A 26,575-nucleotide genomic window follows, 5' to 3' on the forward strand; every position below is an offset into this window, starting at 1 on the left:
AAATATCTATTGTTTGGGTTGGAGATGTTAGTAATAAAAGGGGAAGGAGGCTGAATATGGCCAAAAGAAAAACAAAGTTTCTTTGCCAGGAATGTGGATATGAATCAGCAAAATGGATGGGGAAATGTCCTGGTTGTGGAAACTGGAATACAATGGTGGAAGAAGTAGAGAAGAGTGCTGTTCAAAGAAAAGGTGCGTTTGCTCACACTGCAGCTAGTACTGTTGCAGCAAAGCCTATTCCTATAACAAGCATTGAAACGGTTAATGAGCCAAGAATATATACCGACTTAATGGAGTTAAACCGTGTTCTTGGCGGAGGAGTCGTGCGTGGTTCTCTTGTATTAATAGGTGGAGATCCCGGGATTGGAAAATCAACGCTTCTTTTACAAGTATCCTCGCAGTTAGCACATAAGAAACATTCTGTCTTATATGTTTCTGGAGAAGAATCGCAAAAGCAGACAAAGTTAAGAGCAGACCGATTGGGTGTAGTTTCCGATCATTTGCTTGTGTATTCAGAAACCAATCTAGAGGAAATAAGTAGAACCATTGAAAATACGAATGTGGAATTTGTGGTTATTGATTCGATTCAGACAATCTATCATCCGGAGGTCACCTCTGCCCCAGGAAGTGTTTCTCAAGTTAGAGAATGTACAGCAGAATTAATGCGGATAGGAAAAACAAAAGGAATAGCAATCTTTATTGTAGGACATGTCACAAAGGAAGGATCGATTGCAGGACCAAGATTATTGGAGCATATGGTTGATACTGTACTGTATTTTGAAGGAGAAAGACATCATACATATCGTATTTTACGCGCTGTAAAGAACCGTTTTGGCTCTACTAATGAGATGGGTATTTTTGAGATGAAGGAATTTGGACTGGAAGAGGTAGAGAATCCCTCTGAAATTTTCTTAGAAGAGCGATCACAGGGTGCCGCTGGTTCCACTGTTGTAGCATCAATGGAAGGAACAAGACCAGTTCTGGTTGAAATCCAAGCATTGATTTCACCGACTAGTTTTGGGAATCCACGAAGGATGGCAACGGGCATAGATCATAATAGAGTGCCGTTGTTAATGGCGGTATTAGAAAAAAGAGTTGGTATGTTATTGCAAAATCAAGATGCTTATTTAAAAGTAGCTGGTGGTGTAAAACTAGATGAGCCTGCCATTGATTTGGCGATTGCTGTAAGCATTGCCTCGAGTTTTAGAGATAAACCGACAAGAGCAACTGATTGTATTATTGGGGAAGTTGGCTTAACTGGAGAAGTTAGAAGAGTATCCCGTATTGAGCAAAGGGTGCAGGAGGCTGCTAAATTAGGTTTTGAGCGTGTTATTATTCCAGCTAATAATTTAAGTGGTTTGAAGGCTCCAAAGGGCTTAGAGGTCGTTGGCGTTCATACGGTTGCGGATGCTTTAAAAGCGGCTTTAGGTGATTAGCTTTTTGGAAAAAATACATTGATGTGAATTTTTAGTTGTGTTAAAATGTAATATTTAATTATTTGACTTGCGTTTATTTTTAATGCTAATCTAGTTTTATAAATAAAATAGGTATTTATCTCTTTGTCTGTGTTATATTTCCATTTTTGTAAGGGTTTAAGGATTTTTCCTGAGTTATTATTATTAAATGTTTCTATTGAATATAGATAATCGGGCATTATTTCCCGAGCAATGGAAAGAGGGCATTTTTAACACTAGTATATGACATAGTCATCATATCTATAAAAATAACTTTTTCATTACAAATAAAAAATTCCTGTAATATTAGGTTTCAAAACTGGGAATTTGTTTATAATGTGAAAGAGGAGGTGGAAGTATTGTTAAAACGCATTGTTCAAGTTTGTTTTTTAATTATTGGAGGAACAATCGGGTTTTTATTTATTCCTGATTTATTCTCGGTAATGTCTATCGATCATGATCTTATTAATAACGCATATGTGTCTGCAATACTTGGTGCCATTATTTTTTATCTTATTACTTTTTGGGCGATTGATTATATTGTTAACTTTATTAAGTTTTTAGAAGAATCAATTGTAAAGGCTCCGATAACGGATATAATTTTCGGTAGTCTTGGAATAGGATTTGGGTTAACTCTAGCCTTTTTAGTAGGCTATGCATTAACATCTGTTCCTGTGCTTAATACTGTCGCTCCAATCCTTTTATCATTACTTTTTGGATATTTAGGCTTTCAAGTTGGGTTTAAAAAGAGAGATGAGCTATTAACACTCTTCACAACTAGAAAGAAGAAGGTAGTGGAAGAGGAACCCACAAAAGTTGAGAAAAGTAATTTAAAAATATTGGATACTAGTGTTATTATTGATGGAAGAATAGCTGATATTTGTCAAACAGGTTTCCTGGAGGGCACAATTGTTATTCCGCAATTTGTACTGGGAGAACTTCAGCATATAGCAGATTCATCTGATGCGCTAAAACGTAATCGTGGACGAAGAGGGCTAGATATTCTAAATCGAATTCAAAAGGAATTAGCGATTAAAGTAGAAATTTACGAAGGTGATTTTGAAGATATCACGGAAGTAGATAGTAAACTAGTCAAATTAGCTAAATTAACAAATGGTGTTGTTGTTACAAATGATTTTAATTTAAATAAAGTTTGTGAACTGCAGAAGGTTGCTGTTCTTAATATTAATGATTTGGCAAATGCTGTAAAGCCAGTGGTTCTTCCAGGGGAAGAAATGAAAATACAAATTATTAAAGATGGAAAAGAACATAATCAAGGTGTTGCCTATTTAGATGATGGCACGATGATTGTAGTAGAAGAAGGTCGCAATTATATTGGAAAACATATAGATGTTCTCGTAACGAGTGTATTGCAAACGTCTGCAGGTCGAATGATCTTTGCAAAACCAAAATTATTAGAAAAAGCATTGTAAGAATAGGGGTTAGTTATATGACTTATGAAGTCATTATTCCGGCAGCAGGACAAGGGAAACGAATGGGACTAGGAAAAAACAAATTATTTCTTGAGTTAGACCGTTTACCAGTATTTATTCATACCTTAATTGTTTTCGAAAATGATCCAAACTGTAATGGAATTTGGTTGGTAGTTAGTTCAGATGATAAAAAAGAAATGAATGAACTAGTAAAAAAATATGCAATTACAAAGGTTATTGCTCTTATTGAGGGTGGTACAGAAAGACAGCATAGTGTTTACCATGCAGTAAAGGAATTATCGGACGATACAATTGTTCTTGTTCATGATGCGGCGAGACCTTTTATTCAAACAGAGCAAATAGCTAGATTAACAAAGGTTGCAGTAGAAAGCGGCGCAGCTGTTTTAGCAGTACCAATTAAAGATACGATCAAAAAAGTTGATGGTGATTTGGTAGTGGAAACAGTTGAGCGTTCAAGCTTGTGGGCGATTCAGACCCCACAAGCTTTTCGCGTTTCTATTTTAAAAGAAGCACATGAAAAGGCGATTGTCGATACATATATAGGTACAGATGATGCTAGTTTGGTGGAACGATTAGGACAAGCTGTTCAAATCGTAGAAGGAAACTATGACAATATTAAATTAACGACACCAGAAGATTTATACTTTGCCGAAGCAATTGTGGCAAAGCGAAAAGAAAATATAGCAGATAGTAATAAATAAGTTTTGAAAAGTTTTAACATAAGCAAATGAATGGAGGAATTAAAGATGTTTCGCATAGGACAAGGGTTTGATGTTCATCAATTAGTAAGTGGAAGGCCACTGATTATCGGAGGGATAGAGATACCATATGAAAAGGGTCTTCTAGGACACTCTGATGCAGATGTTTTACTACATACGATTGCTGACGCTTGTTTGGGTGCTATTGGTGAAGGGGATATCGGAAAACATTTTCCTGATACAGATGAAGCCTTTAAAGATGCTGATTCTGCAAAATTATTGCAGCATGTATGGCAAATAGTAAAGAAAAAGGGTTATGAATTAGTGAATGCTGATTGTACGATAATGGCTCAACAGCCGAAAATGGCGCCACATATTCAAGCAATGCAAGCGAGAATTGCAGAATTGCTGGAGACAGAACAAGATAATATTAATGTAAAAGCAACAACAACAGAGAAATTAGGATTTACCGGAAGAGGAGAAGGGATTGCTTCCCAAGCAGTTGTATTGCTCCAAAAAAGAAATGTATAAATGATAACCAATTATAGAGGCGAACACCTTTTAAAGGAAAAAGCAAAGTGATAGAATAGATTAGAAAAAAGCGTAAGTAATCAAGGAGGCACAAGCATGTCTAACGAAATTCGTGTTCGTTATGCTCCAAGTCCAACAGGGCATTTGCATATAGGGAATGCGCGTACAGCGTTATTTAATTATTTATTTGCACGTAGTCAAAGCGGAAAATTTATTATCCGCATTGAAGATACGGACAAAAAAAGAAATATTGAAGGTGGAGAAGAAAGCCAATTAAAATATTTAAAATGGCTTGGAATGGATTGGGATGAAAGTACGGATGTGGGTGGAGAATACGGTCCGTATCGTCAATCTGAAAGAAATGACATTTATAAGAAGTATTACACAGAATTACTAGAAAAGGGACTTGCTTATAAGTGTTACTGTACAGAAGAGGAAATTGAAGCAGAAAGAGAAGAACAAGTAAGTAGAGGGGAAACACCTAAGTACTCTGGCAAATGTCGTCATTTAACAAAGGAACAGCAAGCGGCATTAGAAGCGGAAGGAAGACAGCCGAGTATTCGAATTCGTGTTCCTGAAAATGTTGTTTATGAATTTAATGATATGGTTAAAGGAGAAGTTTCATTCGAATCAGCAACAATTGGCGATTATGTTATTGTGAAAAAGGATGGTACTCCTACCTATAATTTTGCAGTAGCAATTGATGATCATTTAATGGATATCACACATGTATTGCGTGGAGATGATCATATTACCAATACACCAAAACAATTAATGATCTATGATGCACTAGGTTGGGACAGACCTATTTTTGGACATATGACTTTAATCGTCAATGAAAGCAGAAAGAAATTGAGTAAGCGGGATGAATCCATTATTCAATTTATTGAGCAATATGAAGAATTAGGCTATTTGCCTGAAGCATTGTTCAATTTCATTGCTTTATTAGGATGGTCTCCAGAGGGAGAAGAGGAATTATTCTCTATAGAAGAATTTATCCGCATCTTTGATCCAGCAAGGTTGTCTAAGTCTCCTGCGTTATTTGATCAAAATAAATTAGCATGGATGAATAATCAATATATCAAAAAGGCTGATTTAGAAACAGTTGTTCGTCTAGCTGTTCCTCATTTAGAGAAAGCAGGCTTAGTAAGTGAAAATCGCTCAGCTGATGAAGAGGCATGGGTAAATAATTTGGTTGGTTTATATCAAGAGCAAATGAGCTGCGGTGCTGATATTGTAAACTTATCTACGTTATTCTTCAGTGATGAATTGCAATATGATGAAGAGGCAAAAGAGGTTTTAGCTGGTGAACATGTTCCGGCTGTAGTCCAAGCATTTAAAGAAGCATTAGCTGAAATGTCAGAGTGGAGTGCAGAGCAAATTAAAGCCGCTATTAAAGTGGTTCAAAAAGCTACTGGTCAAAAGGGAAAAAACTTATTTATGCCGATACGCGTGGCTACAACGGGTCAGACACATGGTCCTGATTTACCAAAAGCGATCGAGCTATTAGGTAAAGAAAAAATTGATGCGCGATTAGCATTAATTAGTTAACATTTTGGAGAAAATATAATATAGTAGTAGGAAAGCTATATAGAAAAAACGAAGATGAGGAAAAGTAAAAAAGGAGAAGCTTATTAGAGAGAATCATCACCCGGCTGAAAGTGATTCAAGTAACCTCTTTTTTGAAGTGCGCCTCAGAGTCCTGTGTCGAAAAAGAATTTATTTTAGTAGATAGAGGCGGAACCTATCCGTTAACAGGGATGAGTGGAGATTATTGCTTAAAGGCAGTAATCTAAACAGAGTGGAACCGCGCCTAAATAAGCGTCTCTGTCTTTTAGACAGAGACGCTTTTTATATGGATAAAAAGCTTCGGTGATATCAAGGGGAAGAGACGTAGTAGTTTTACTTTTTTGGCTGGAGTTTTGGGATAAAAATGAAGTAGTAAAAAATAGGGATTAAAATGTTTTTCTTGTATATAAGATATATAGACGTTTAAAGGGAAACAGTGGTAAAGGAAATGACATCTTTTACGAGAGTGATGATTGCTAGAAAGCAGCATTGTAGTTGCAAAACAGGGGGGAGATTTGTATGTTTCGGCGCATGAAAGAGGATATTGCTGTAGTGTTTGAACAAGATCCTGCTGCAAGGAGCTCGATAGAAGTTATTTTAACTTATTCTGGGTTGCATGCTATATGGTTTCACAGAATTGCTCATTTCTTTTTTAGACACAATCGTTTTTTCTTAGCAAGAGTTATCTCGCAATTTAGCCGCTTTATGACAGGGGTGGAAATACATCCAGGAGCAAAGATCGGCAATCGTCTATTCATTGATCATGGTATGGGTGTGGTGATAGGGGAAACCTGTGAGATAGGGGATAATGTCACTATTTTTCAGGGAGTAACGCTTGGGGGAACGGGAAAAGAAAAAGGAAAAAGGCATCCAACCGTTAAAGATAATGCTCTTATTGCCTCTGGTGCAAAAGTATTAGGATCTATTGTAATTGGGGAAAATGCCAAAATTGGTGCAGGATCAGTTGTATTAAAAGATGTTCCTGCAAATTCGACTGTAGTAGGTATTCCAGGAAGAGTTAAAGTACAAGATGGTATTAAAATAAAGAAAGACTTAAATCATTGTGATTTACCAGATCCGATTGCAGATCGACTGAAAGAAATGGAATTGGAAATTAGCTATTTAAGAGAACAACTAAAAGAATTACAGGAAGAAAGGAGTTATAAGTAATGCCTATTCAAATATATAACACATTAACACGAGCAAAGGAGGATTTTGTTCCGCTAGAAGAGGGAAAGGTAAAAATGTATGTATGTGGACCAACTGTCTATAACTATATCCATATTGGAAATGCTCGCCCAGCAATTGTCTTTGATACTGTGCGCCGTTATCTAGAGTTTCGTGGATACGATGTACAATTCGTATCTAATTTTACCGATGTAGATGATAAGTTAATAAAAGCGGCCAATGAGCTAGGAGAAACGGTGCCGGTTATCGCTGACCGCTTTATTGACGCATATTTTGAAGATGTTTCCGCGTTAGGCTGCAAAAAGGCTGATTCTCATCCGCGTGTAACAGAAAATATGGATATTATTATCGATTTTATTGCAGCATTAATAGATAAAGGGTTTGCTTATGAGTCAGATGGTGACGTGTATTATCACACTAGAGCTTTTGATGGATATGGAAAGCTTTCTCATCAATCTATTGATGAACTTCGCTCAGGTGCAAGAATTGCAGTTGGGGAGAAAAAACAAGATTCATTAGATTTTGCCCTATGGAAGAAGGCAAAAGATGGCGAGATTTTCTGGGAGAGTCCTTGGGGGAAAGGGCGTCCAGGCTGGCATATTGAATGCTCTGCGATGGTGCGCAAATATTTAGGTGATACAATTGATATCCATGCAGGTGGACAGGACTTAGCATTTCCACATCATGAGAATGAAATTGCTCAGTCTGAAGCATTAACAGGTAAGACCTTTGCTAATTATTGGATGCATAATGGTTATATTAATATTGATAATGAAAAGATGTCTAAATCATTAGGGAATTTTATTACTGTAAACGATATTATTAAGATTCATGATCCACAAGTGTTAAGATTTTTTATGCTTTCTGTGCATTACCGTAATCCAATTAATTATAGCGAAGAAGTATTGGAAAATACGAGAGCAGGGTTAGAGAGAATCAGAACATCTTATGAAAATTTAAAACATCGCAGTATCGCGAGTACGGATCTTACAGATACAAATGAGGAATGGATTGCAAAAATTACCGATCTTCGAAAACAATTTGTTGATAGTATGGATGATGATTTTAACACAGCGAATGGTATTTCTGTTCTTTTTGAACTATCGAAGCAAGCAAATTATTACCTGCTTGAAAAAACCACCTCTCCTGTTGTTATTCATGCTTTTATGAATGAGTTTGAAGAATTATTTGCAGTGCTTGGTTTATCTTTATCTGCGAATGAGGAATTATTAGATGATGAAATCGAGGCGCTAATAGAAAAAAGAACGCAAGCAAGAAAGGATAGGGATTTTGTGCTTGCCGATCAAATTAGGGATCAATTAAAAGCAATGAACATCATTTTAGAAGACACCGCACAAGGTATACGATGGAAAAGAGGGTAAAAGATGCTCCTCTATGATAAAAAAGTAGATGAAAAACAATTGAACAGCCTTGCCCTTGCTTATATGGGCGATGCTGTTCTTGAAATATATGTAAGAAGACATTTATTGTATAGCGGAAAGGTGAAGCCTAATCAACTTCATCGAGAAGCGACAAAATATGTTTCAGCGAAGGGTCAGGCAAAGGTAGTGCATGGTCTTTTGGAAAAAGGATTTTTCTCTGAAGAAGAGATTGCGGTATTAAAGCGAGGGCGAAATGCGAAATCAGGCACAATTCCTAAAAATACCGATGTGCAAACCTACCGATATAGTACTGGTTTTGAAGCGGTTTTGGGTTATTTATATTTAGCGAAGCGAGAAGAGCGTCTTGAGGAAATAATCAAAGCCGCTTTTTCTATCATTGAAAGCAAATAGGAGGAGCAAAAGTGTCAAGTGACTTTATTGTTGGAAAAAATGCTGTTATTGAAGCGTTAAAATCAGAAAGAGATGTAAATAAAATACTTATTGCGGAAGGTTCCCAAAAAGGCCAAATGCAAACAGTAATTGGTTTAGCTAAACAAGCAAATGTGCTTGTTCAGTTTGTTCCTAAAAAGAAATTGGATAGCTTAGTAGACGCGAATCACCAAGGTGTAGTAGCACAAGTTGCTGCTTATCAATATGCTGAAATAGATGATTTATTTGCACTAGCAGAAAAGAAGCAGGAAACGCCTTTTTTCTTGTTGCTTGATGAAATTGAGGATCCTCATAACTTAGGATCCATCATGCGAACGGCTGATGCGGTGGGTGCTCATGGGATTATTATTCCACGGAGAAGAGCGGTTGGGTTAACAGCTACGGTTGCAAAGGCATCTACTGGTGCTATCGAGCATATTCCCGTTGCACGAGTAACAAATATGGCAAGGACGATAGAGGAACTTAAGACGAGAGGAATATGGATTGCAGGAACGGATGCAAAAGGAAGTGAAGATTATCGCAAATTTGATGGAACGATACCATTAGGATTAGTGATTGGCAGTGAAGGAAAAGGCATGGGAAGATTGATTAAGGAAAAATGCGATTTTCTTATTCATTTACCAATGGCTGGAGCTGTTACGTCTTTAAATGCTTCTGTTGCAGCGGCACTTTTAATGTATGAGGTATATCGGAAACGCCATCCGCTTGAGGGATAATAATGGACATTCTTATTGTTGACGGCTATAACATTATTGGTGCTTGGCCAGAATTAAATGCACTAAAGAATAGAGATCTTGCAGCAGCAAGAGATGCTTTAGTAGCGAAAATGGCAGAATATCAGGGCTATTCCGGATACAGAGTAATGGTTGTTTTTGATGCATACTATGTAAAAGGCACAGAGAAAAAATATAAAGATTACAAGGTGGAAGTCATTTTTACCCGTGAAAATGAAACGGCTGACGAGCGTATCGAAAAACTAGCTATTGAACTAAATAACAGAAAAACACAAATTCATGTTGCAACTTCAGATTTTACAGAGCAATGGGCTATTTTTGGACAAGGTGCCCTGCGGAAATCAGCGCGCGAATTATTGTTAGAAATGGCTGGGATGGAACAGGAAATCGGAAAAAAAGTAAAAAAAATTAAAGAAAAAAAACCAGTTGCAAAGATTCCGCTTTCAAGAGAAGTGGAAGAAATTTTCGAAAAATGGCGACGTGGAGAGAAATGAGTTGTTGACGCTCAAAAAAAGGCTAGAGTATAATGGATTTATCCATGATTGCACGGTCGGGGGGATCTGTATGAGTACTGACAGCTGGACTAAGAGTAACAAGTATATTGGAAATTATATGGAACTTGAAGATGAAGTGTTGGTGGAATTGGTGCATCAAGGGGAAAGTGATGCTTTGGATTATTTAATTCAAAAGTATCGTAACTTTGTGCGAGCTAAAGCCAGATCCTATTTCTTAATCGGAGCGGACAAAGAAGATATTGTGCAAGAGGGAATGATCGGTCTTTATAAGGCAATACGCGATTTTAAAGAGGACAAGCTTTCTTCCTTTAAGGCATTTGCTGAATTGTGTATAACAAGACAAATCATTACTGCGATCAAAACGGCCACTAGGCAGAAGCATATTCCTTTAAATTCTTATGTCTCTTTGGACAAGCCCATTTACGATGAAGAATCTGATCGAACGTTAATGGATATTATCTCTGGAGCAAAGGTTCTTGATCCAGAAGAATTGATCATTAATCAGGAAGAATATGATCACATTGAGATCAAAATGTCTGAATTATTGAGTGATTTAGAAAGAAAAGTATTGTCTCTATATCTTGATGGTCAATCTTATCAAGAAATTTCTGAGGAATTGAATAGGCATGTGAAGTCTATTGATAATGCCCTTCAGCGGGTGAAAAGAAAATTGGAGCGGTATTTAGAAATAAGAGAATTCTCGCTATAAGCGTAAAAGGTTGAAATAGCAAATATTTACTGATATTGACATCTTACGCCTGTCCATGATACAGTTTGAGAAGATATAAAGGACGTAGTAGGTGTAGGTCGAATGAGAAAAAAGATTGTATTAGCATGTGAAAAATGTGGGTCAAGAAATTATTCTACTGTGAGTAACAATGGTACAGAACGTTTAGAAGTAAAGAAATTTTGTCAAAATTGTAATGCTCATACTGTTCATAAAGAAACAAAATAATGATTTTGGATAATGCCCGCTCTTAAAGATGGAGGTAACAAAAATGCAAAGTGCTGTTAAGTATTTTCGTGAAGTTGGTAGAGAATTAAAGAAAGTTAGCTGGCCGAAAAAAAAGGAGTTAACTAATTATACACTCACAGTCCTTGTGACAGTTGTCTTTTTTGCTATCTTCTTTGCTGTTGTTGATTTAGGAATTTCCGAACTTATTCGTTTAATACTTGAATAACAGTTGTCTACTCATGGTATAATGGTAAAACGATAGGAAACATTTACAAAAGCCCGGTAACGGGTTTTTTCATTTGCTGAAAAATAAATGACTTGTTCCTTACAGATACTATAAAAAACAGCACGAAAAAAATAATGTTGCAGGGAGGGACGGACGAAGTAGTCCTCTTTTATGGAAAAAAACTGGTATGTAGTGCATACGTACTCTGGATATGAGAATAAGGTGAAAGCTAATTTAGAAAAACGGGTAGAAACAATGGCGATGCAAGATAAAATTTTTCGCGTGGTTGTACCTGAAGAAGAAGAAACAGATATCAGAAACGGTAAAACAAAAGTAGTAAAAAGAAAAGTATTCCCAGGTTATGTGTTGGTAGAAATTGTTATGACCGATGATTCTTGGTATGTCGTACGTAATACCCCTGGTGTAACTGGATTCGTTGGTTCCGCTGGGTCTGGATCAAAACCAACGCCGCTTTTACCAGAAGAAGTCCAAGTAATTCTGAAAAGAATGGGCGTAGAAGAACAAAGAATTGAAATTGAGTTTGAATTAGGAGAAACAGTAAAAGTAAATGAAGGTCCATTTGCTAATTTCACTGGTACAGTTGAGGAAATTGATAAGGATAAAGCAAAGGTTAAAGTACTAGTAAATATGTTTGGTAGAGATACTCCTGTAGAGCTCGATTTTACACAAATTGAAAAATTTTAACTAGAAAACTTGAAATGGTATTGAAAAAGTGTTACTATTTCATAGGTCAGTATATCTCATAAAGAGATAAGATATTGTCAAATTTCTTTATTTCATATAAAGACGATAAGTTGAGTGGGAGGGGAAACCCCTATTACCACATCACGGACTTTAAGGAGGTGTGTCTCGTGGCTAAAAAAGTAATTAAAGTTGTTAAATTGCAAATCCCAGCAGCTAAAGCGAATCCGGCACCACCAGTTGGTCCTGCATTGGGTCAAGCTGGCGTAAATATTATGGGATTCTGTAAGGAGTTTAACGCTCGTACAGCTGAACAAGCTGGTTTAATCATTCCTGTTGAGATTACGGTTTTCGAAGACCGTTCATTTACATTTATTACAAAAACTCCACCTGCTGCAGTTTTACTTAAAAAAGCAGCTGGTATCGAGTCTGGTTCTGGTGAACCAAATCGTAATAAAGTAGCAACTGTTAAGCGTGATAAAGTACGCGAGATTGCTGAAACAAAAATGCCTGATTTAAATGCAGCTAGTGTTGAATCTGCTATGCGCATGGTTGAAGGTACTGCCCGCAGCATGGGTATTGTTATTGAAGACTAAACCTATATATGGTTAGTGTTGATTAAGGTTGTGACGACGGTGAATCTTTAGTCGCAACCTTAATTCGTGGGAGGTAATTCCGCTAAAACCACAATTCAAGGAGGAAATATAGTTATGGCTAAAAAAGGTAAGAAGTATTTAGAAGCTATCAAACTTGTTGATCGTACTAAAGCTTACCCAATTCAAGAAGCAATTGAGTTAGTGAAAAAAACTAGCACTACAAAATTTGATGCATCAGTTGAAGTTGCTTTCCGTCTAGGAGTAGATCCTAAGAAGGCAGACCAACAAATCCGTGGAGCAGTAGTTCTTCCAAACGGTACTGGTAAAACTCAACGCGTTTTAGTTTTCGCTAAAGGTGAAAAATTAAAAGAAGCAGAAGCAGCAGGTGCGGACTATGTAGGCGATGCTGAATATATAAATAAAATCCAACAAGGTTGGTTTGATTTTGACGTAATCGTTGCAACTCCAGATATGATGGGTGAAGTTGGTAAACTTGGTCGTGTATTAGGACCTAAAGGTTTAATGCCAAACCCTAAAACTGGTACAGTTACATTTGATGTAACAAAAGCAGTTAACGAAATCAAAGCTGGTAAAGTAGAATACCGTGTAGACAAAGCTGGTAACGTACATGTTCCAATCGGTAAAGTTTCTTTCGATGAAACTAAACTAGTTGAGAACTTCAAAACTATCTTTGATACAATGTCAAAAGCAAAACCAGCTGCTGCAAAAGGTACTTACATGAAGAACGTATCTGTTACTTCAACAATGGGACCTGGCGTAAAAGTAGATCCATCTACTGTTTGATAAAAATTGGTATTTGACAAAATAAGATGGATAGCATATACTTCATCTTGTTGAAAAAATAAATAACATTTGTACCGTAGACAGTAGGTGCTAATTTTTTAGCTTAATTTCCTGCCGAGGTAATACGATAGATTATTTGATCAGTTGTGAGAACGACTATTGTATACACCTCCATGTCTGAAAGATATGGAGGATTTTATTTGTCGGTATGAATGTAGAAATTCTACAGGAGGTGTAAAGATGAGCAGCGTAATCGAACAAAAGAAACAAATAGTATCTGATATTGCGGAGAAATTCAAAGCAAGTAAATCAACTATCGTTGTTGACTACCGTGGTTTGACTGTTTCAGAAGTAACTGAACTTCGTAAACAACTTCGTGATGCAGGAATCGAGTTTAAAGTTTTCAAAAACTCTTTAACTCGCCGTGCTGCAGAATCTGTTGAATTAGCAGGTTTAAACGAATCCTTAACTGGTCCAAACGCTATTGCGTTCAGTAATGAGGATGTTGTTGCACCAGCAAAAATTCTAAATGACTTCGCTAAAAACCATGAAGCATTAGAAATTAAAGCGGGAGTAATCGAAGGGAACTTAGCAACAGTTGAAGAAGTAAAAGCTCTAGCTGAACTTCCATCACGCGAAGGTTTACTTTCTATGTTACTCAGCGTTCTTCAAGCACCAATCCGCAACCTTGCTCTTGCTACAAAAGCAGTTGCAGATCAAAAAGAAGAACAAGGCGCATAATCTTTTATACGGAAACGTATCATAAAACCCCAAAAAACAAGGAGGAAACATATAATGTCTAAAGAACAAATCTTAGAAGCAGTTAAAAATATGACTGTTTTAGAATTAAACGATTTAGTAAAAGCAATTGAAGAAGAATTTGGAGTAACTGCTGCTGCTCCTGTAGCTGTAGCTGCAGGTGGCGGAGAAGCTGCTGCTGAAAAATCTGAGTTTGATGTAGTTCTTGCATCTGCTGGAGATCAAAAAATCAAAGTTATCAAAGTTGTACGTGAAATCACAGGTCTTGGTCTTAAAGAAGCAAAAGAACTTGTTGACAACACTCCAAAAGCAGTTAAAGAAGGAGCTTCTAAAGAAGAAGCTGAAGAAATCAAAGCTAAACTTGAAGAAGTTGGAGCTAACGTTGAAGTTAAGTAATGTTAGTTAAAAAGAAGCTCGCTATTTTAGCGGGCTTTTTTTTCCTGAAAGTGAGAAGGACTTAAGAAAAGTTAGCCGCAATTTACCAAGTTAGAAGTGAAATATGAACTGCTGGGAGAATTATCTTCTAAGGAGTCTCTAAATAAGCTACTGTTGGTATATGATAGCTTTAGGATAAGTCGTCTGCGCTTTTTTATTGATTACAATCTAAGTTTTGTAGTCAATCCTCAAGTAGTCTTCCTTAAATAAATTCTCCTAAGGAGGTGTTCGTATGACGGAACATTATTATTCCCGAACCCAAAATGTAAATAGCGATCCAAATTACTGGAATTTTACGCTTAAAGGTAATACAATACGTTTTAAAACAGATAATGGAGTCTTTTCTAAAAAGGAAGTGGACTTTGGATCCAGATTATTGATAGAGACGTATACCTTGCCTGATTTAGATGGAGATATATTAGATGTAGGTTGTGGATATGGCCCGATAGGTTTATCTATTGCGAAGACTTCCCCAAATAGAATGGTCCATATGGTTGATGTTAATTTACGTGCTATTGAATTAGCAGAAGAAAATGCCAGACAAAACGGCGTTGAAAATGTTCGTATTTATGAAAGTGATCGACTTCTTCGTGTAAAGGGAAAAAAATTTGCCTCTATTTTAACCAATCCGCCAATAAGAGCGGGGAAGAAAGTAGTTCATGATATTTTTGAGCAAAGCTATGACTGCTTAGTACCTAATGGGGAATTATGGGTTGTGATTCAAAAGAAACAAGGAGCACCCTCTGCTATTGCAAAATTAGAAGAATTCTTTAAAGAGGTAAACGTAGTAGAAAAGAAAAAAGGCTATTTTATAATTCAAGCAAAAAAGATTGACTAGTCCTTTTTGTTGTGATAGCATTGTATAATGCCAATATAATATTTTTCTGAAACTCGCAATTTTATCTAAGTTACTGTATAAAATTGGTGTAAGAAGGAAAAACTAACAGAATAATATTAGAAATATGAAAATGTGGTTTTTTGATTGGAAAACCCTTTTTCTTTTTGTCTTATAAAAATGGGTCTAATATCCTTTTTTATAAGATGTTAATAGATGTACTATAACGTTTGATTTGAGGGGTGAATCAGTTGACAGGTCAACTTGTTCAGTATGGACGACACCGCCAGCGGAGAAGCTACGCACGAATTAGTGAGGTTTTAGAATTACCAAATCTTATTGAAATCCAAACCTCTTCCTATCAATGGTTTTTAGATGAGGGATTGCGAGAAATGTTCCAGGACATTTCACCTATTGAAGATTTTACTGGCAATTTATCACTTGATTTCATTGATTATAGCTTAGGAGATCCTAAGTATTCAGTGGAAGAATCGAAAGAGCGAGATGTTACATATTCTGCACCTTTGCGTGTGAAGGTTCGTCTTGTGAATAAAGAAACAGGAGAAGTAAAAGACCAAGATGTATTCATGGGTGATTTCCCGCTTATGACTGAAACTGGTACTTTTGTTATTAATGGTGCGGAACGGGTTATCGTTTCTCAATTAGTACGTTCTCCAAGTGTTTATTATAATGGAAAACTTGATAAGAACGGTAAAAAAGGATTTACTGCTACAGTAATTCCTAACCGTGGAGCATGGCTAGAGTATGAAACAGATGCAAAGGATGTAGTATATGTACGTATTGATCGTACACGTAAACTTCCTGTTACTGTTCTGTTACGCGCTTTAGGATTTGGTTCCGATCAAGAGATTATTGAATTGATTGGTGACAATGAGTATTTGCGTAACACTTTAGAAAAAGATAACACAGAAGGAACAGACAAAGCGCTATTAGAAATTTATGAGCGTCTTCGTCCGGGAGAACCACCTACTGTGGAAAATGCAAAAAGTTTATTGGTATCAAGATTTTTCGATCCAAAAAGATACGATCTTGCGAATGTAGGTCGTTATAAAATTAATAAAAAGCTTCATATTAAAAATAGATTATTTAATCAGCGTTTAGCAGAAACATTAGTGGATCCTGAAACTGGCGAGATTATCGCTGAAAAAGGAACTCTTTTAGATCGCCGTGCGCTTGACCGTATTATTCCTAATCTAGAAAACAATATCGGCTTTAAAAAGCTGAGCCCATATGGCGGAGTATTAGAAGATGATGTTGTTGTACAATCGGTGAAAATATATTCACCACTAGATGAAGGGGATAAAGAAATTAATGTTATTAGTAATGCATATGTAGAAGAAGCTGTGAAAAACATCTCTCCTTCAGATATCATTGCTTCTATCAGTTATTTCTTTAATTTATTGCATGGAGTAGGTCTAACAGATGATATTGACCATTTAGGTAACAGACGTCTTCGTTCTGTAGGCGAATTGTTGCAAAACCAATTCCGTATTGGTTTATCTAGAATGGAGCGTGTTGTTCGCGAAAGAATGTCTATTCAAGACACGAATACTATTACACCGCAGCAGCTAATTAATATCAGACCTGTTATTGCATCTATCAAAGAATTCTTTGGAAGCTCTCAGCTTTCTCAATTCATGGACCAAACAAATCCATTAGCAGAATTAACACACAAACGTCGTTTGTCTGCATTAGGACCTGGTGGTTTAACAAGAGAGCGTGCAGGAATGGAAGTTCGTGACGTTCACTATTCTCACTATGGCCGTATGTGTCCGATTGAAACACCTGAGGGGCCAAACATTGGTTTGATTAACTCCTTATCTTCTTATGCAAAAGTAAATCGTTTCGGATTTATCGAAACACCGTACAGACGTGTTGATCCTGAGACAGGTAAAGTATCGTCGCGAATAGATTATTTAACAGCTGATGAACAAGATAACTATGTTGTTGCCCAAGCGAACGCTCGTTTAGGTGAAGATGGTTCCTTCTTAGATGAAGATGTTGTAGCACGTTTCCGTGATGAGAACGTTGTTGTTAAGCGTGATCGTGTAGACTATATGGACGTATCTCCAAAGCAGGTTGTATCTGCTGCGACAGCGTGTATCCCATTCTTAGAAAATGATGACTCTAACCGTGCCTTAATGGGTGCGAACATGCAGCGTCAAGCAGTACCTTTAATGCAGCCGGAAGCTCCAAGAGTAGGAACTGGAATGGAATATGTTTCAGGAAAAGACTCAGGTGCAGCTGTTATCTGTAAGCATCCTGGTATTGTTGAACATGTAGAAGCACGTGAAGTGTGGGTTAGACGTATTTCTGAAGTAGATGGTCAAGAAGTAAAAGGAAATCTTGATAAATATAAAATGCTTAAGTTTGTTCGTTCAAACCAAGGTACTTGTTATAATCAACGCCCGATTGTTGCTGTAGGTGATAAAGTAACAAAAGGCGAGGTTTTAGCAGATGGTCCTTCTATGGAACTTGGTGAATTAGCCCTTGGACGTAACGTATTAGTTGCCTTTATGACATGGGACGGATACAACTACGAGGATGCTATTATCATGAGCGAACGCTTGGTAAAAGATGATGTTTATACTTCTATTCATATTGAAGAATATGAATCAGAATCTCGTGATACAAAATTAGGACCGGAAGAAATTACGCGTGATATTCCGAATGTCGGAGAAGATGCTTTACGCAACTTAGATGATCGCGGAATTATTCGCATCGGTGCTGAAGTAAAAGATGGTGACTTGCTTGTTGGTAAAGTTACACCTAAAGGGGTAACTGAATTAACAGCAGAAGAACGATTATTACATGCTATCTTTGGTGAAAAAGCACGTGAAGTACGTGATACAAGTTTACGTGTTCCACATGGCGGCGGCGGTATCGTCCACGATGTTAAAGTCTTCAATAGAGAAGATGGAGACGAATTACCACCAGGTGTTAACCAATTAGTACGTGTATATATTGTTCAAAAACGTAAAATCCATGAAGGCGATAAGATGGCAGGTCGTCACGGTAATAAAGGGGTTATCTCCCGAATTCTACCTGAAGAAGATATGCCATACTTACCAGACGGAACACCAGTTGATATCATGTTAAATCCACTAGGTGTACCATCACGTATGAATATCGGTCAGGTGTTAGAATTGCATCTTGGAATGGCTGCAAGAAGCTTAAATATCCATGTTGCATCTCCAGTATTCGATGGTGCTCGTGAGGAAGATGTATGGGAAACAATTAGAGAAGCCGGAATGGCGCAAGATGCGAAAACAGTACTATATGACGGACGTTCAGGTGAACCTTTTGATAACCGTGTATCCGTTGGAGTTATGTATATGATCAAACTTGCTCATATGGTTGATGATAAGCTACATGCTCGTTCAACAGGACCATATTCTTTAGTAACGCAACAACCACTAGGAGGAAAAGCTCAATTCGGTGGTCAGCGTTTTGGAGAGATGGAGGTTTGGGCGCTTGAGGCTTATGGAGCTGCTTATACTTTACAAGAAATTCTTACTGTTAAATCAGATGACGTTGTTGGTCGTGTGAAAACATATGAAGCTATTGTTAAAGGAGAAAACGTTCCAGAACCTGGAGTTCCTGAATCATTCCGCGTATTAATGAAAGAGTTGCAAAGTTTAGGGTTAGATGTAAAAATCTTATCTAGCACGGAAGAAGAAATTGAAATGAGAGACACAGACGATGATGATGATATTCATCAAGCTGAATCTCTGACAATTGTTTCCGAAACACAAGAGCCTGAGTCAGAAAAGGTAGGCATGCAAGAATAATAAAGTAATGAACATGGCCTGTCTAAAAACGAAAGGGTCAGACTCCACTGCGAAGACATCTAAATAGAAGATCCTTTTATATCTTTTAAAATAGATTATTCAAGTGAAGTCAGACCCTTTTGTGACGGCCTGTCTTTGATTATATAAGTTTTTAGAAGTTTTTAAGTAAGGCAAAAGCCTGAAGATCGAAAGGGAGGTAGGACCCTTGTTGGATGTTAATAATTTTGAATATATGAAAATAGGCCTAGCTTCGCCAGATAAAATCCGTTCATGGTCATTTGGTGAAGTTAAAAAGCCAGAAACAATTAACTATCGTACTTTAAAACCGGAAAAAGATGGCTTGTTCTGTGAGCGTATTTTTGGTCCTACAAAAGACTGGGAATGTCACTGTGGTAAATACAAGCGTGTTAGATACAAAGGAGTAGTCTGTGACCGTTGTGGAGTAGAAGTTACCCGTGCAAAGGTTCGTCGTGAACGTATGGGACACATTGAATTAGCGGCTCCAGTATCACATATTTGGTATTTCAAAGGAATCCCAAGCCGTATGGGTCTAGTGTTAGATATGTCTCCACGTGCACTGGAAGAAGTTATTTACTTTGCTTCTTATGTTGTAACAGATCCAGGTGACACTGCTCTTGAGAAGAAACAACTTCTTTCAGAGAAAGAGTATAGAGCATACCGTGATAAATACGGTGTGAAGTTCCAAGCTTCAATGGGTGCTGAATCTATTAAGAAGTTATTATCAGATATTGATTTAAATAAAGAAGTAGATGCTTTAAAGGAAGAATTAAAAACGGCACAAGGGCAAAGAAGAACTCGTGCGATTAAAAGACTAGAAGTATTAGAAGCGTTCCGTGGTTCTGGGAATGAGCCTTCTTGGATGATTCTTGACGTACTTCCAGTGATTCCTCCAGAATTGCGCCCGATGGTTCAATTAGATGGTGGCCGCTTTGCGACTTCTGACCTAAATGATTTATACCGCCGTGTTATTAACCGTAATAATCGTCTGAAAAGATTATTAGACTTAGGTGCACCAAGCATTATCGTGCAAAACGAAAAACGTATGCTCCAAGAAGCTGTAGATGCGTTGATTGATAATGGCCGTCGTGGACGACCGGTAACTGGTCCTGGTAATAGACCACTTAAATCATTGTCACATATGCTTAAAGGTAAACAAGGGCGTTTCCGTCAAAACTTATTAGGAAAACGTGTTGATTACTCTGGGCGTTCTGTTATTGTTGTAGGTCCGAACTTAAAGATGTATCAATGTGGTCTGCCTAGAGAAATGGCGATTGAATTATTTAAGCCTTTCGTAATGAAAGAGTTAGTAGAAAAGGGTATTGCTCACAATATCAAATCTGCGAAAAGAAAAATCGAAAGACTTCAACCGGAAGTTTGGGATGTGCTGGAAGAAGTTATTAAGGAGCACCCTGTTTTACTTAACCGTGCACCGACTTTACACAGATTAGGTATTCAAGCATTTGAACCAACACTAGTAGAAGGCCGTGCAATTCGTCTTCATCCGTTAGTATGTACAGCTTACAACGCGGACTTTGACGGAGACCAAATGGCGGTTCACGTTCCATTATCATCTGAAGCACAAGCAGAAGCTCGTTTACTTATGCTTGCGGCTCAAAACATCTTGAACCCTAAAGATGGTAAGCCAGTTGTTACTCCTTCACAAGATATGGTATTAGGAAACTACTACCTAACATTAGAGCGTGAGGGTGCAGTTGGAGAAGGTATGATCTTCAATGATACAAATGAGGCTTTATTAGCTTATCAAAATGGTTACGTGCATCTACACACTCGTGTGGCAGTACGTGCTAGTTCTTTAAATAACGAAACATTTACAGAAGAACAGAATAAACAATTGTTATTAACAACAGTAGGTAAGTTAGTGTTCAATGAAATTTTACCAAAATCTTTCCCGTACATTAACGAACCAACGAAAACAAACTTAGAAGAAAAAACTCCTGAAAGATACTTTGTTGAGCCAGGTGTAGATGTACCTGCCGCAATTAGGGAGCTGCCAATTATCGAACCGTTCAAAAAGAAAATTTTAGGTAATATAATTGCTGAAGTATTTAAACGTTTCAAGATAACGGAAACTTCTAAGATGTTGGACAGAATGAAAGACTTAGGATTTAAGCATTCTACTAAAGCTGGTATTACTGTTGGTGTAGCTGACATTGTAGTATTAGGCGAAAAACAAGAAATTATCGAAGAAGCACAAAGTAAAGTAGATAATGTAATGAAACAGTTTAGACGTGGATTAATCACAGAAGAAGAGCGCTATGATCGCGTTATTTCTATCTGGAGTGCTGCAAAAGATACTATCCAGGCAAAACTGATGAAATCTTTAGATAAACGTAATCCAATCTTTATGATGAGTGACTCTGGAGCCCGTGGTAATGCATCTAACTTCACACAGCTTGCTGGTATGCGTGGTTTGATGGCCAACCCGGCTGGTAGAATCATCGAATTACCGATTATCTCAAGTTTCCGTGAAGGTTTAACTGTATTAGAGTACTTTATCTCTACACATGGTGCGCGTAAAGGTCTTGCCGATACAGCACTGAAAACAGCAGACTCTGGTTACTTAACTCGTCGTCTTGTTGACGTAGCACAGGATGTCATTGTTCGTGAGGATGATTGTGGTACGGACAGAGGATTATTAGTTTCTGCGCTTAAAGAAGGTACAGAAATTATCGAATCACTAGATGAGCGTTTAATCGGAAGATATGCAAGAAGATCAATTAAACACCCAGAAACGAATGAAGTTATTGTTCCAGAAAATGGACTTATTACAGAAGATTTAGCAGTAGAAATTGTTGAAGCTAATATCGAAGAAGTATGGATCCGTTCTGCGTTTACATGTAATACTCGTCATGGTGTATGTAAAAAATGTTATGGTCGCAACCTAGCAACTGGTCAAGAAGTGGAAGTAGGAGAAGCTGTTGGTATTATTGCAGCACAATCTATCGGGGAACCGGGTACACAGTTAACAATGCGTACATTCCATACTGGTGGGGTTGCTGGAGACGATATCACACAAGGTTTACCTCGTATCCAAGAAATATTCGAAGCTCGTAATCCAAAAGGGCAAGCGGTTATTACGGAAATGGCAGGGGTTGTTGTTGGTATCAACGAAGGCAGAGACCGTCAACATGAGATTGTTGTTCAAGGTGAATTAGAAACTAGAACATATACTGCTCCTTATACAGCAAGGCTTAAAGTAAAAGTTGATGATGTAGTAGAGCAAGGGCAGGAATTAACAGAAGGTTCTATTGATCCGAAAGAATTAATTAAAGTGAAAAACGTTACAGCAGTACAAGAATATCTACTTCGTGAAGTACAAAAGGTTTATCGTATGCAAGGGGTAGAAATTGGTGATAAACACGTAGAAGTAATGGTTCGCCAAATGCTTCGCAAAATCAGAGTAGTAGACGCTGGTGAGACAGATGTATTACCAGGTACTCTATTAGATATTCACCAATTCACTGATGCAAACGCAAAAGCTTTAAGAGAAGGAAAACTTCCTGCAACAGGAAGACCGGTATTACTTGGTATCACAAAAGCATCTTTGGAAACAGATTCATTCTTATCAGCTGCATCTTTCCAAGAAACTACAAGAGTTCTGACAGATGCTGCGATTAAAGGTAAACGCGATGAATTACTAGGATTGAAAGAGAATGTAATTATTGGTAAATTAGTTCCTGCTGGTACTGGTATGCCAAGATATCGTCATGCTGAACCTATTACTGCAGAAGAACTGACAGAAGAGTCTGTTACTGTAGAGTAATAGCGATAAATTAGAATCTTTCCTAAAAAGTCATATGGTTATTATGTTGACCTATCTATCATTTATGAATTAATAGATAGGTCAACATCCATAGCTTTGATAAACAGATCTAGGTATTAAAGGAAAGTTTTTTAGGAAAATAATTGACATCTAATTTTATAGATGATACTATATCAAAGGTGCTCCTATTCACCTGTTGCTTTGGAGGATATAAAAATGTCTTATGAAAAAGTACGACAGGCAAGTAAAATAGTAGTAGGAACAAAGCAAACAGTAAAAGCGTTAAAAAAAGGGATTGCAACTGAGGTTATCGTTGCAGAGGATGCCGATCCGATGATCATTAGAAAGGTATCTGAGGTAGCTGAAGAAGTGAATATTCCTATTATACTTGTTGAATCCATGAAGAAGCTTGGCGAATCATGCGGAATAGAAGTAGGCGCAGCAACTGTTGCCATAATTATTTAAAACTGTTTTTATGGAATTAACCATGAGAACTTTGTTTTTGCCCTAATATGAACCACCTGGATGTGTGGGCTTCAAACATAAAGGAAGGGAGGAAAAAGAAATGCCAACAATTAACCAATTAGTGCGCAAGCCTCGTCAATCTACTGAAGAGAAGTCGAAGTCTCCTGCGTTAAACAAAGGTTATAACAGTTTCAAAAAAGCACAAACAAACGTATCTTCACCTCAAAAACGTGGGGTATGTACTCGTGTTGGTACAATGACACCGAAAAAACCAAACTCTGCATTACGTAAATATGCACGTGTTCGTTTAACAAACGGTATCGAAGTAACAGCATACATTCCTGGTATTGGTCACAACCTACAAGAACATAGTGTTGTACTAATCCGTGGAGGACGTGTAAAAGACTTACCGGGGGTACGTTATCATATCGTACGCGGTGCGCTTGATACTGCTGGAGTTAACAACCGTATGCAAGGTCGTTCTAAATACGGTACTAAAAAACCAAAAGCAGCAAAAAAATAATAAAATAGAATTTATAGCATAATTGAAAGGAGGAAATCAAATGCCACGTAAAGGTCCTGTAGCAAAAAGAGACGTATTACCAGATCCGATTTACAATTCAAAGCTTGTATCTCGTTTAATCAACAAAATGATGATTGATGGTAAAAGAGGGAAATCGCAAGCTATCCTATATTCAGCATTCGAAATCGTTGCTGAGCGTTCTGGAAAAGAAGCGATTGAAGTATTTGATCAAGCATTAAAGAATATCATGCCAGTTCTTGAAGTAAGAGCACGCCGTGTTGGTGGTTCTAACTATCAAGTTCCAGTGGAGGTTCGTCCTGAAAGACGTACTACTTTAGGTCTTCGCTGGTTAGTTAACTATGCTCGTCTTCGCGGAGAGAAAACAATGGAAGAGAGATTAGCTAACGAAATCTTAGATGCAGCTAACAACACTGGTGCATCAGTTAAGAAACGTGAAGATACACACAAAATGGCAGAAGCGAACAAAGCGTTTGCTCACTACCGTTGGTAATATTATAATTTACAAAAATACTTTCATTATGAAAGGAGAAAGACCAAATGGCAAGAGAGTTCTCCTTAGAAAACACTCGTAATATTGGTATCATGGCACATATTGATGCTGGTAAAACGACTACAACTGAGCGTGTACTTTACTACACTGGTCGTATCCACAAAATTGGTGAAACTCACGAAGGTGCATCTCAAATGGACTGGATGGAGCAAGAACAAGAGCGTGGAATTACCATCACATCAGCAGCAACAACTGCACAATGGAAAGGTAACCGTGTAAACATCATCGATACTCCAGGACACGTAGACTTCACTGTTGAAGTTGAACGTTCCCTACGCGTACTTGATGGTGCTGTTGCAGTACTTGATGCACAATCTGGTGTTGAACCACAAACAGAAACAGTTTGGCGTCAAGCTACAACATATGGTGTACCTCGTGTAGTATTCGTAAACAAAATGGATAAAATCGGTGCAGACTTCCTTTATTCATTAAAAACTTTACATGAACGTTTACAAGCAAACGCTCATGCAATTCAACTACCAATTGGTGCTGAAGATCAATTCGAAGGTATCATTGACTTAGTTGAAATGAAAGCAACTTTCTACGGAAATGACCTAGGAACAGATATTCAAGAACGTGAAATTCCAGAAGACTACAGAGAGTTAGCAGAAGAATACCATGAGAAATTGGTTGAGGCTGTAGCTGAACTTGATGAAGAGTTAATGGAAAAATATCTTGGTGGTGAGGAAATCACTACTGATGAATTAAAAGCTGCTATCCGTAAAGGTACAGTTAACGTTGAATTCTACCCAGTAATCTGTGGTTCAGCTTTCAAAAACAAAGGTGTACAAAAAATGCTTGATGCTGTTATTGAGTACTTACCATCTCCATTAGACGTACCTGCAATTAAAGGTACTGCTCCTGATTCAGATGAAGTAATCGAAAAGCACTCAAGTGATGATGAGCCATTCGCTGCTCTTGCGTTCAAAGTAATGACAGATCCATTCGTTGGTAAACTGACATTCTTCCGTGTATACTCTGGTACATTGAGCTCTGGTTCATATGTACAAAACTCTACAAAAGGTAAGCGTGAGCGCGTAGGACGTATTCTGCAAATGCACGCAAACAGCCGTCAAGAGATTACAGAAGTATATGCTGGTGATATCGCAGCGGCTGTAGGTTTAAAAGATACTACTACTGGAGATACTCTATGTGATGAAAAGGATTTAGTAATCTTAGAATCAATGGAATTCCCAGAGCCGGTTATCGAATTGTCTATTGAACCTAAATCAAAAGCTGACCAAGATAAAATGACAACTGCACTACAAAAATTACAAGAAGAAGATCCAACGTTCCGTGCGCATACTAACCAGGAGACTGGTCAAGTTATCATCGCTGGTATGGGTGAACTTCACTTAGATATTCTTGTAGATCGTATGCGTCGTGAATTCAAAGTTGAAGCTAATGTTGGTGCTCCTCAGGTTGCTTACCGTGAAACATTCCGTTCTTCTGCAGCAGTTGAAGGGAAATTCACACGTCAATCTGGTGGACGTGGACAATATGGACACGTTTGGATTGAGTTCTCACCAAATGAAGAAGGTAAAGGATTCGAATTTGAAAATGCTATCGTCGGTGGTGTTGTTCCACGTGAATACATCGCTCCAGTTCAAGCTGGTTTAGAAGATGCGTTACAAAGAGGAGTGCTTGCTGGTTATCCAATGGTAGACATCAAAGCTAAATTATTTGATGGATCATACCATGATGTTGACTCATCTGAAATGGCGTTCAAAATCGCTGCTTCAATGGCATTGAAAAATGCAGCATCTAAATGTAATCCTGTAATTCTTGAGCCTGTTATGAAGGTAGAAGTTATCATTCCAGAAGAATACATGGGTGATATCATGGGTAATATCACTTCACGTCGTGGACGTGTTGAAGGTATGGAAGCTCGTGGTAACGCACAAGTTGTTCGTGCGATGGTTCCTCTTTCTGAAATGTTTGGTTATGCTACGACATTACGTTCAAGCACGCAAGGTCGTGGAGTATTCTCAATGGTGTTTGATCACTATGAAGAAGTACCAAAATCAATCTCTGAAGAGATCATCAAAAAAAATAAAGGGTAATTGTTGATTTTACCTTTTTAATGAAGTATAACTACTATGTAGGCAATAA

At 37.6% G+C, this 26,575-nt stretch carries 25 protein-coding genes and 2 other annotated features; all 25 genes read left to right on the forward strand.

Annotation, left to right across the window (positions count from 1 at the left end; translation table 11 throughout):
- Positions 1-56 precede the first annotated feature (56 nt).
- The 25 genes from radA (at position 57) to fusA (ending at position 26,526) form a co-directional block, all read left to right on the forward strand.
- On the forward strand, positions 57-1,436 hold the full coding sequence (gene radA / locus MHH96_RS06260) for a DNA repair protein RadA (protein WP_047943692.1): 1,380 nt from the start codon (positions 57-59) through the stop codon (positions 1,434-1,436).
- Positions 1,437-1,813: 377 nt separating this feature from the next.
- Complete coding sequence (locus MHH96_RS06265) at positions 1,814-2,887, forward strand: PIN/TRAM domain-containing protein (protein ID WP_047943693.1); 1,074 nt, start codon at positions 1,814-1,816, stop codon at positions 2,885-2,887.
- A gap of 17 nt (positions 2,888-2,904) precedes the next feature.
- A complete protein-coding gene (ispD, locus tag MHH96_RS06270) occupies positions 2,905-3,609 on the forward strand; it encodes a 2-C-methyl-D-erythritol 4-phosphate cytidylyltransferase (protein ID WP_047943694.1) in 705 nt (234 codons plus the stop codon).
- Between the two features lie 45 nt (positions 3,610-3,654).
- On the forward strand, positions 3,655-4,137 hold the full coding sequence (ispF, locus tag MHH96_RS06275; RefSeq protein WP_047943695.1) for a 2-C-methyl-D-erythritol 2,4-cyclodiphosphate synthase: 483 nt from the start codon (positions 3,655-3,657) through the stop codon (positions 4,135-4,137).
- 96 nt (positions 4,138-4,233) lie between these two features.
- Positions 4,234-5,688, forward strand: coding sequence for a glutamate--tRNA ligase (gene gltX, locus MHH96_RS06280; RefSeq protein ID WP_341116908.1), 1,455 nt, complete (start codon positions 4,234-4,236; stop codon positions 5,686-5,688).
- Between the two features lie 42 nt (positions 5,689-5,730).
- Positions 5,731-5,969, forward strand: a binding site (T-box leader).
- A 256-nt stretch (positions 5,970-6,225) separates the two neighbouring features.
- Positions 6,226-6,876 (forward strand): serine O-acetyltransferase, encoded by a 651-nt coding sequence (gene cysE / locus MHH96_RS06285; protein WP_047943697.1) that lies wholly within the window; start codon positions 6,226-6,228, stop codon positions 6,874-6,876.
- Positions 6,876-8,276, forward strand: a complete 1,401-nt coding sequence (cysS, locus tag MHH96_RS06290; RefSeq protein ID WP_047943698.1) for a cysteine--tRNA ligase — start codon at positions 6,876-6,878, stop codon at positions 8,274-8,276. Before cysE ends, cysS begins: the two co-directional genes overlap by 1 nt.
- A gap of 3 nt (positions 8,277-8,279) precedes the next feature.
- A complete protein-coding gene (locus MHH96_RS06295) occupies positions 8,280-8,687 on the forward strand; it encodes a Mini-ribonuclease 3 (protein ID WP_047943699.1) in 408 nt (135 codons plus the stop codon).
- Positions 8,688-8,698: 11 nt separating this feature from the next.
- A complete protein-coding gene (rlmB, locus tag MHH96_RS06300; protein ID WP_047943700.1) occupies positions 8,699-9,442 on the forward strand; it encodes a 23S rRNA (guanosine(2251)-2'-O)-methyltransferase RlmB in 744 nt (247 codons plus the stop codon).
- A 2-nt stretch (positions 9,443-9,444) separates the two neighbouring features.
- Entirely contained in the window at positions 9,445-9,954 is a 510-nt protein-coding gene (locus MHH96_RS06305) for an NYN domain-containing protein (protein ID WP_047943701.1), read from the forward strand.
- Positions 9,955-10,024: 70 nt separating this feature from the next.
- The gene (gene sigH, locus MHH96_RS06310; protein ID WP_047943702.1) at positions 10,025-10,684 is read left to right on the forward strand and encodes an RNA polymerase sporulation sigma factor SigH; all 660 of its coding nucleotides are present in this window, start codon (positions 10,025-10,027) and stop codon (positions 10,682-10,684) included.
- A 102-nt stretch (positions 10,685-10,786) separates the two neighbouring features.
- Positions 10,787-10,930, forward strand: a complete 144-nt coding sequence (gene rpmG, locus MHH96_RS06315) for a 50S ribosomal protein L33 (RefSeq protein WP_047943703.1) — start codon at positions 10,787-10,789, stop codon at positions 10,928-10,930.
- Positions 10,931-10,973: 43 nt separating this feature from the next.
- On the forward strand, positions 10,974-11,156 hold the full coding sequence (gene secE, locus MHH96_RS06320) for a preprotein translocase subunit SecE (RefSeq protein WP_047943704.1): 183 nt from the start codon (positions 10,974-10,976) through the stop codon (positions 11,154-11,156).
- Positions 11,157-11,327: 171 nt separating this feature from the next.
- Positions 11,328-11,861, forward strand: a complete 534-nt coding sequence (gene nusG, locus MHH96_RS06325) for a transcription termination/antitermination protein NusG (protein ID WP_016204544.1) — start codon at positions 11,328-11,330, stop codon at positions 11,859-11,861.
- Between the two features lie 167 nt (positions 11,862-12,028).
- A complete protein-coding gene (gene rplK / locus MHH96_RS06330) occupies positions 12,029-12,454 on the forward strand; it encodes a 50S ribosomal protein L11 (protein ID WP_031537888.1) in 426 nt (141 codons plus the stop codon).
- 114 nt (positions 12,455-12,568) lie between these two features.
- Positions 12,569-13,258 carry a 50S ribosomal protein L1 gene (rplA, locus tag MHH96_RS06335; RefSeq protein WP_047943705.1) on the forward strand — a complete coding sequence of 230 codons (690 nt, stop codon included), beginning with the start codon at positions 12,569-12,571 and terminating at the stop codon, positions 13,256-13,258.
- A 56-nt stretch (positions 13,259-13,314) separates the two neighbouring features.
- Positions 13,315-13,466, forward strand: a sequence feature (ribosomal protein L10 leader region).
- A gap of 32 nt (positions 13,467-13,498) precedes the next feature.
- Positions 13,499-13,999, forward strand: a complete 501-nt coding sequence (gene rplJ, locus MHH96_RS06340; protein ID WP_047943706.1) for a 50S ribosomal protein L10 — start codon at positions 13,499-13,501, stop codon at positions 13,997-13,999.
- A gap of 54 nt (positions 14,000-14,053) precedes the next feature.
- Entirely contained in the window at positions 14,054-14,413 is a 360-nt protein-coding gene (gene rplL, locus MHH96_RS06345; protein WP_047943707.1) for a 50S ribosomal protein L7/L12, read from the forward strand.
- Between the two features lie 271 nt (positions 14,414-14,684).
- Positions 14,685-15,290: a class I SAM-dependent methyltransferase gene (locus tag MHH96_RS06350; protein WP_047943708.1), complete on the forward strand. Its 606-nt coding sequence runs from the start codon at positions 14,685-14,687 to the stop codon at positions 15,288-15,290.
- A 248-nt stretch (positions 15,291-15,538) separates the two neighbouring features.
- Entirely contained in the window at positions 15,539-19,099 is a 3,561-nt protein-coding gene (gene rpoB / locus MHH96_RS06355; RefSeq protein ID WP_047943709.1) for a DNA-directed RNA polymerase subunit beta, read from the forward strand.
- 205 nt (positions 19,100-19,304) lie between these two features.
- Positions 19,305-22,904, forward strand: coding sequence for a DNA-directed RNA polymerase subunit beta' (gene rpoC / locus MHH96_RS06360; protein ID WP_047943710.1), 3,600 nt, complete (start codon positions 19,305-19,307; stop codon positions 22,902-22,904).
- Positions 22,905-23,120: 216 nt separating this feature from the next.
- Complete coding sequence (locus tag MHH96_RS06365) at positions 23,121-23,369, forward strand: 50S ribosomal protein L7ae-like protein (protein ID WP_047943711.1); 249 nt, start codon at positions 23,121-23,123, stop codon at positions 23,367-23,369.
- A gap of 100 nt (positions 23,370-23,469) precedes the next feature.
- A complete protein-coding gene (rpsL, locus tag MHH96_RS06370) occupies positions 23,470-23,892 on the forward strand; it encodes a 30S ribosomal protein S12 (RefSeq protein ID WP_047943712.1) in 423 nt (140 codons plus the stop codon).
- A gap of 40 nt (positions 23,893-23,932) precedes the next feature.
- Positions 23,933-24,403 (forward strand): 30S ribosomal protein S7, encoded by a 471-nt coding sequence (rpsG, locus tag MHH96_RS06375; RefSeq protein ID WP_016204554.1) that lies wholly within the window; start codon positions 23,933-23,935, stop codon positions 24,401-24,403.
- A 47-nt stretch (positions 24,404-24,450) separates the two neighbouring features.
- Positions 24,451-26,526 (forward strand): elongation factor G, encoded by a 2,076-nt coding sequence (gene fusA, locus MHH96_RS06380; RefSeq protein ID WP_047943713.1) that lies wholly within the window; start codon positions 24,451-24,453, stop codon positions 26,524-26,526.
- The last annotated feature ends 49 nt before the right edge of the window (positions 26,527-26,575 follow it).

The organism is Niallia sp. FSL K6-0212 (assembly GCF_038007605.1).
GTDB lineage: Bacteria > Bacillota > Bacilli > Bacillales > Cytobacillaceae > Niallia > Niallia circulans.

Excerpts from the sequence above, each read along its gene's own strand:
- radA (WP_047943692.1), top strand. The coding sequence starts at position 57 with ATGGCCAAAAGAAAAACAAAGTTTCTTTGCCAGGAATGTGGATATGAA.
- ispD (WP_047943694.1), top strand. The coding sequence starts at position 2,905 with ATGACTTATGAAGTCATTATTCCGGCAGCAGGACAAGGGAAACGAATG.
- ispF (WP_047943695.1), top strand. The coding sequence starts at position 3,655 with ATGTTTCGCATAGGACAAGGGTTTGATGTTCATCAATTAGTAAGTGGA.
- gltX (WP_341116908.1), top strand. The coding sequence starts at position 4,234 with ATGTCTAACGAAATTCGTGTTCGTTATGCTCCAAGTCCAACAGGGCAT.
- cysE (WP_047943697.1), top strand. The coding sequence starts at position 6,226 with ATGTTTCGGCGCATGAAAGAGGATATTGCTGTAGTGTTTGAACAAGAT.
- cysS (WP_047943698.1), top strand. The coding sequence starts at position 6,876 with ATGCCTATTCAAATATATAACACATTAACACGAGCAAAGGAGGATTTT.
- MHH96_RS06295 (WP_047943699.1), top strand. The coding sequence starts at position 8,280 with ATGCTCCTCTATGATAAAAAAGTAGATGAAAAACAATTGAACAGCCTT.
- MHH96_RS06305 (WP_047943701.1), top strand. The coding sequence starts at position 9,445 with ATGGACATTCTTATTGTTGACGGCTATAACATTATTGGTGCTTGGCCA.
- sigH (WP_047943702.1), top strand. The coding sequence starts at position 10,025 with ATGAGTACTGACAGCTGGACTAAGAGTAACAAGTATATTGGAAATTAT.
- rpmG (WP_047943703.1), top strand. The coding sequence starts at position 10,787 with ATGAGAAAAAAGATTGTATTAGCATGTGAAAAATGTGGGTCAAGAAAT.
- secE (WP_047943704.1), top strand. The coding sequence starts at position 10,974 with ATGCAAAGTGCTGTTAAGTATTTTCGTGAAGTTGGTAGAGAATTAAAG.
- nusG (WP_016204544.1), top strand. The coding sequence starts at position 11,328 with ATGGAAAAAAACTGGTATGTAGTGCATACGTACTCTGGATATGAGAAT.
- rplA (WP_047943705.1), top strand. The coding sequence starts at position 12,569 with ATGGCTAAAAAAGGTAAGAAGTATTTAGAAGCTATCAAACTTGTTGAT.
- rplJ (WP_047943706.1), top strand. The coding sequence starts at position 13,499 with ATGAGCAGCGTAATCGAACAAAAGAAACAAATAGTATCTGATATTGCG.
- rplL (WP_047943707.1), top strand. The coding sequence starts at position 14,054 with ATGTCTAAAGAACAAATCTTAGAAGCAGTTAAAAATATGACTGTTTTA.
- MHH96_RS06350 (WP_047943708.1), top strand. The coding sequence starts at position 14,685 with ATGACGGAACATTATTATTCCCGAACCCAAAATGTAAATAGCGATCCA.
- MHH96_RS06365 (WP_047943711.1), top strand. The coding sequence starts at position 23,121 with ATGTCTTATGAAAAAGTACGACAGGCAAGTAAAATAGTAGTAGGAACA.
- rpsL (WP_047943712.1), top strand. The coding sequence starts at position 23,470 with ATGCCAACAATTAACCAATTAGTGCGCAAGCCTCGTCAATCTACTGAA.
- rpsG (WP_016204554.1), top strand. The coding sequence starts at position 23,933 with ATGCCACGTAAAGGTCCTGTAGCAAAAAGAGACGTATTACCAGATCCG.
- fusA (WP_047943713.1), top strand. The coding sequence starts at position 24,451 with ATGGCAAGAGAGTTCTCCTTAGAAAACACTCGTAATATTGGTATCATG.